The organism is Dyella sp. (genome assembly GCF_035685885.1).
Taxonomy (GTDB): Bacteria; Pseudomonadota; Gammaproteobacteria; order Xanthomonadales; family Rhodanobacteraceae; genus Dyella.
The window spans coordinates 1-4,736 of the sequence record NZ_DASRZX010000090.1 but is presented as its reverse complement, the minus strand read 5'-3'; the positions used below and the strand labels follow the sequence as shown (position 1 = coordinate 4,736).

The following is a 4,736-nucleotide window of genomic DNA, read 5'->3' as shown; positions in this document are numbered from 1 at the left end:
TCAGAACAGCAGCGACGCCATGCGTCGCCGATAGCGACCCACCAGCTCCGCATCATCGAGCGTCGCGAAAGCAGCCAGCAATCGCTTCTTGGCCTGTCCGTCGTTCCACTCGCGCGCCTTTTCGAGCACGGCGAGGAACTGGTCCAGGCCGGCGGCCGCATCGTCTTCCAGCAGCAGGCGCACGCCGAGCAGGTCGCGGGCCTCCCAGTCCGTGCCATCGGCCTGCACGCGCTGCTGCAGCTCGGGCAGCGAGGGCGCCCCCTTGAGCGCGCGGGCAAGGTCGAGCTGGTTGCGCAGGCGCACGGCACGAGCGTCAGTGGCGAGATTGGCTGGCAGCGAGCCCAGTTCCGCTTCAGCGGCGTCGGCATGGCCGGCGCGCATCAGGGCCAGTGCAAGGTCGAGTTTCAGCTCGGGCTGTTCCGGCTCGGCGGCAATCGCTTGCTGGATGCGGTTGATGGCTTCTTCCGGGGATTCGGGGGCGACGGCCTCGACTTCCTCGTTGGCGGCGCCATCCTGGGGCTGCACGTGGCGCAGGAGGAATTCACGCAGTTGGCCTTCCGGCAGGGCGCCGGCGAAACCGTCGACGATCTGGCCGTCCTTCACCAGCATCACCGTGGGAATGCTGCGGATGCCGAACATGCCGGCCAGCTGCTGGGACTTGTCTACGTCCACCTTGGCCAGACGGAAGGCGCCGTTGAATTCGGCGGCCAGCTTCTCCAGCATCGGGCCAAGGGTCTTGCACGGGCCGCACCAGGTCGCCCAGAAATCCACCAGAATCGGCGTGGTCAACGAGGCCTGCAGCACCTCGGCTTCGAAATTGTCCTCGCGCACGTCGAAGACATGCGTATCGGTCGTGGAACTCACTGGAAACTCCCGTTGACGGATCGCCCACAGATCAGGGCAAACGCGAGCATATCAAGGGACTGGCCGCCCACGTTCGCATCGAGAGGGCAGGCCGTAACGGATCGTTCGCCGGCACCTCCGGCGTTCTTCACGGATATTTGCGAAAATCGCCGCCATGACCCTGCCAGCGCAAGGCACCAGCACCCCAAACGGCATCGCGCCACCCACCCTGTGGATCTGCGAGCATTGCGACACGGTGTATCACCGTCGCGTGCTCACGCGCAGGGAAGTGGCGCGCTGCGCCCGCTGCGATGCCATCCTGGCGCGTCACCACGGCTTGAGCATCAACGGCATGCTCGCCTTGGTAGTGACGGCCATGATCGCCTTCATCCAGGCCAATATCTGGCCCATCGTCACGCTGGGCCTCAACGGCCAGCACATCAGCACCACGCTATGGGGCTGTATCGTGATGATGTGGCGCGAACACGCGCAGGTGGTCGCCGCGCTTGCGGCCTTCACGCTGTTCTTCGCGCCCATCTTCAAGATGGTGTTGCTTGGCTGGGTGCTCGGATATGCCCGTTCGGGACGGCGTGCGCCGGGGTTCCGGCTGGCCATGGTCACGCTGTATCGCATAGGTCCGTGGACGATGAGCGAAGTCTTCGTGCTCGGCACGCTGGTCGCCATCGTCAAGGCGCACATGTACTTCGAGGTGATCCCTGACCCGGGGATTTTCGCCTATGGCGTACTGATGCTGGTCATCACCGCGTTCTCCAGCATCGACGTGCGTCGCCTGTGGGACCTCACGCAGGACGAACGCGCATGAGTACGTTGCCCAGGGCGGGTGATCTCGGGCTGATCGGATGCCATGTGTGTGGCTTGGTGTGCCGGGACATCAATGCGTCGGATGCCGCCTGTCCGCGCTGTGGCTCGGCGTTGCACAAGCGCAAGTCGGCCAGCTACAGCCGCACCTGGGCGCTGCTCATCGCCGCCTTCATCTTCTATATTCCCGCCAACGTGCTGCCGATCATGCGCACGGTGAGCGTAGGTGACGTGGATGACAACACCATTCTCAGCGGCGTGATCGAGCTGTGGGTGAAGGGGTCGCCGGATCTTGCGATCATCGTGTTCACCGCGAGCATCGTGGTGCCCGTGCTGAAGTTCTTCGCGCTCAGCCTGCTGCTGATCAGCTCCCAACGCCGCAGCCTGTGGGCCCAGCGGCAACGCAGCAAGCTGTTCCGCCTGGTCGAATTCATCGGGTATTGGTCCATGCTCGACGTATTCGTGGTGGCGCTACTCACGGCACTGGTGCAGTTTGGTTTCTTCAGCGAAGTGGAGCCGTTGCCCGGCGTGATCTACTTTGGACTCACGGTGGTCATTACCATGCTGGCTTCGATGACGTTTGATCCGCGACTGATCTGGGATGGCAGGGACTTTGATGACTGACGACAACAAGCTCATCGCCGACGATCTGCCCGAACCCGTGGTGCATCGCCCGCGCATCAACGCCTCGCTGGTATGGCTGGTGCCGATCATTGCGGCGCTGGTGGGCCTGTCGCTGGTGGTCCATGCATGGATCGAAGCCGGTCCGACCATCAGCATCAGCTTCCTCAGCGCCGAGGGCCTGGACCCCGGCAAGACACCGGTCAAATACAAGAACGTGATCATCGGACGCGTTACGGCCGTTCGCCTCAGCGAGGACCGCTCGCGCATCATCGCCAAGGTGGCGCTGGAGAAAAGCGCGCAAGGCTTTGCCACCGCCGATACGCGCTTCTGGGTCGTGCGCCCGCGCATTGGCCTCGGCGGTGTGTCGGGTATCGATACGCTGCTGTCCGGCGCGTTCATCGGCGCGGACGTGGGGCAATCGAACGAGCCCAAGAGTGAGTTCACCGGGCTGGAAAATCCGCCCTCGGTAACGCACGGCGCGCCGGGCAAGACCTTCGACCTGCATTCGGACGATCTGGGTTCGCTCGACATCGGCTCGCCCATTTACTACCGGCGCATTCAGGTGGGACGCGTGTCTTCTTACCGTCTCGACAAGGACGGCAAGGGCGTGACCCTGCAAATCTTCATCGATGCGCCGAACGACCAGTTCGTCACCACCTCATCGCGCTTCTGGAACGCCAGCGGTGTGGACGTGTCGCTCGGCGCCGACGGCCTGAAGGTGAACACGCAGTCGCTGGCCACGGTGCTGGCGGGCGGCGTGGCGTTCCAGGATCCACCCGGCCCGCATGACGCCACGCCCGCGCAGGAAGATGCCCCGTTTCGCCTGTTCAACGACCGGGCGACGGCCATGGCGCCGCCGGACGGCGAGCCCAGATACATCCGCATGCGCTTCAACCAGTCCCTGCGCGGGCTGGCGGTGGATGCGCCGGTGGAATTCCTCGGCGTGCCGTTCGGACGCGTGGTGTCGATCAATCTCGATTTCGACGAAAAGACCCAGACGTTCCCGACCATCGTGGGCGCCGTGGTCTACCCGGCGCGGTTGGGCAAGGCGCACGACAAGCTGGTGGCGCTGGCCAAGGCTCGCGGTGACGACGAGCAGATGTCGCAGATGATGGGTCGCCTCGTCGAGCACGGCCTGCGCGCGCAGGCCCGCACGGGCAACCTGCTGACCGGGCAGCTGTACATCGCCATGGATTTCCTGCCGAAAGCGCCGCCAGTGCCGTTCGATGGCGCGGCCAAGCCGCTGGAGATCCCGACGGCGCCGGGCGACTTCGACAAGATCCAGCAGCAGATTGCCGACATCGTGGGCAAGCTGCAGAAGGTGCCGTTCGACAGCATCGGCAAGAACCTCAACGACTCGCTGGCCGAGCTGCACAACACGCTCAAGCAGGTCAACGGCAGCGTGCTGCCCGAAGTGAAGGCCACGCTGAAGGGCGCGCAGCAGACGCTGGGCACCGCCAACAGCGCTTTCGCACCGGATTCGCCGCTGCAGCAGAACTTGGGCGGCAGCCTGCAGGAACTGCAGCGCGCCGCGCGTTCGCTGCGCGTACTCACCGACTACCTGGGCGATCATCCGGACGCGTTGCTGCGCGGGCGTCGTGCCGACGACAAGCCGCTGCAGACGCCACCGCCGCCGGCCGCGCCGACACAAGGGAGCAAGCCATGATGCGTGCCCGAAACCTGAACCTGGGCGTGGCCCTGCTCGCGCTGATCGGTGTCGCGTGCAGCTCGGCGCCGCCCGTCCGCTATTTCACCCTGGTGCCGGTCGTGGGCGGCGAGTCGACTGTCGCCCCTGCGTCACAGCCGTTCCAGTTCGAGTTGCTGCCGGTCGCCGTGCCGGCCCAGGTCGACCAGCCACAATTGGTGGTACGTCAGGGCGGCCAAGGCGTGGCCGTGCTGCAGGGCGAGCGATGGATTGCGCCGCTGGGCGATGAAGTGCGTGGCGCGTTGTCGGCCGACCTCGCGCGGGATTTCCACGCGCAGGACGTCAGCAGCCTGCCTGCGCAGGGCAAAGCCACCGTGCGCATCAAGGTCGACGTGCGCCGCTTCGATTCGGTGCCCGCCAGCTATGCCTATATCGATGCGGCGTGGAGCGTGCGTCCGCTGAAGGGTGGGGACGCGCTGGCTTGCACCAGCCGGATTACCGAGACGGTGGGCGAGGGCTATGACGCCTTGGTGCTAGGCCATCAGCAGGCCATCGCCCGCCTGGCAGGGCAGATCGGCGCCGTGGCGGGCGCCCTGGCCAATGGCCGGTCAGCCAGTTGTCCGGGTGCTTAGCTCTGTAGGAGCGCACCCTGTGCGCGACCGCAGAACACGGATGCACCGCAGTCACACAGGGTGCGCCTCCACGCCAGGAATGGCTCCGTAGGGCGGTTTCACGCCAGTTCTGCTAGTCTGCCGCGTTCACCATCAGTCAGTGTTGACTGAGGCAAAACTTCACGGCGCCGGGC

At 65.3% G+C, this 4,736-nt stretch carries 5 protein-coding genes; 4 read left to right on the top strand and 1 reads right to left on the bottom strand.

The window, feature by feature from the left end:
- Positions 1–864 (bottom strand): thioredoxin, encoded by an 864-nt coding sequence (trxA, locus tag VFG49_RS11335; protein ID WP_324860514.1) that lies wholly within the window; start codon positions 862–864, stop codon positions 1–3.
- A 154-nt stretch (positions 865–1,018) separates the two neighbouring features.
- On the opposite strand from trxA, the gene VFG49_RS11330 reads away from it, so the two are divergent.
- The 4 genes from VFG49_RS11330 to VFG49_RS11315 are packed head-to-tail and all read left to right on the top strand — an operon-like array spanning position 1,019 to position 4,563.
- Positions 1,019–1,666: a paraquat-inducible protein A gene (locus tag VFG49_RS11330; protein ID WP_324860512.1), complete on the top strand. Its 648-nt coding sequence runs from the start codon at positions 1,019–1,021 to the stop codon at positions 1,664–1,666.
- Positions 1,663–2,286, top strand: a complete 624-nt coding sequence (locus VFG49_RS11325) for a paraquat-inducible protein A (protein WP_324860510.1) — start codon at positions 1,663–1,665, stop codon at positions 2,284–2,286. Before VFG49_RS11330 ends, VFG49_RS11325 begins: the two co-directional genes overlap by 4 nt.
- Positions 2,279–3,952 (top strand): intermembrane transport protein PqiB, encoded by a 1,674-nt coding sequence (locus tag VFG49_RS11320; RefSeq protein WP_324860508.1) that lies wholly within the window; start codon positions 2,279–2,281, stop codon positions 3,950–3,952. The genes VFG49_RS11325 and VFG49_RS11320 overlap by 8 nt, the downstream gene beginning before the upstream one ends.
- Positions 3,949–4,563: a PqiC family protein gene (locus tag VFG49_RS11315; RefSeq protein ID WP_324860506.1), complete on the top strand. Its 615-nt coding sequence runs from the start codon at positions 3,949–3,951 to the stop codon at positions 4,561–4,563. Before VFG49_RS11320 ends, VFG49_RS11315 begins: the two co-directional genes overlap by 4 nt.
- Positions 4,564–4,736 lie beyond the last annotated feature (173 nt).

What these genes read in the sequence shown, in the direction of transcription:
- VFG49_RS11330 (WP_324860512.1), top strand. Translation starts at nt 1,019, where the DNA reads ATGACCCTGCCAGCGCAAGGCACCAGCACCCCAAACGGCATCGCGCCA.
- VFG49_RS11325 (WP_324860510.1), top strand. Translation starts at nt 1,663, where the DNA reads ATGAGTACGTTGCCCAGGGCGGGTGATCTCGGGCTGATCGGATGCCAT.
- VFG49_RS11320 (WP_324860508.1), top strand. Translation starts at nt 2,279, where the DNA reads ATGACTGACGACAACAAGCTCATCGCCGACGATCTGCCCGAACCCGTG.
- VFG49_RS11315 (WP_324860506.1), top strand. Translation starts at nt 3,949, where the DNA reads ATGATGCGTGCCCGAAACCTGAACCTGGGCGTGGCCCTGCTCGCGCTG.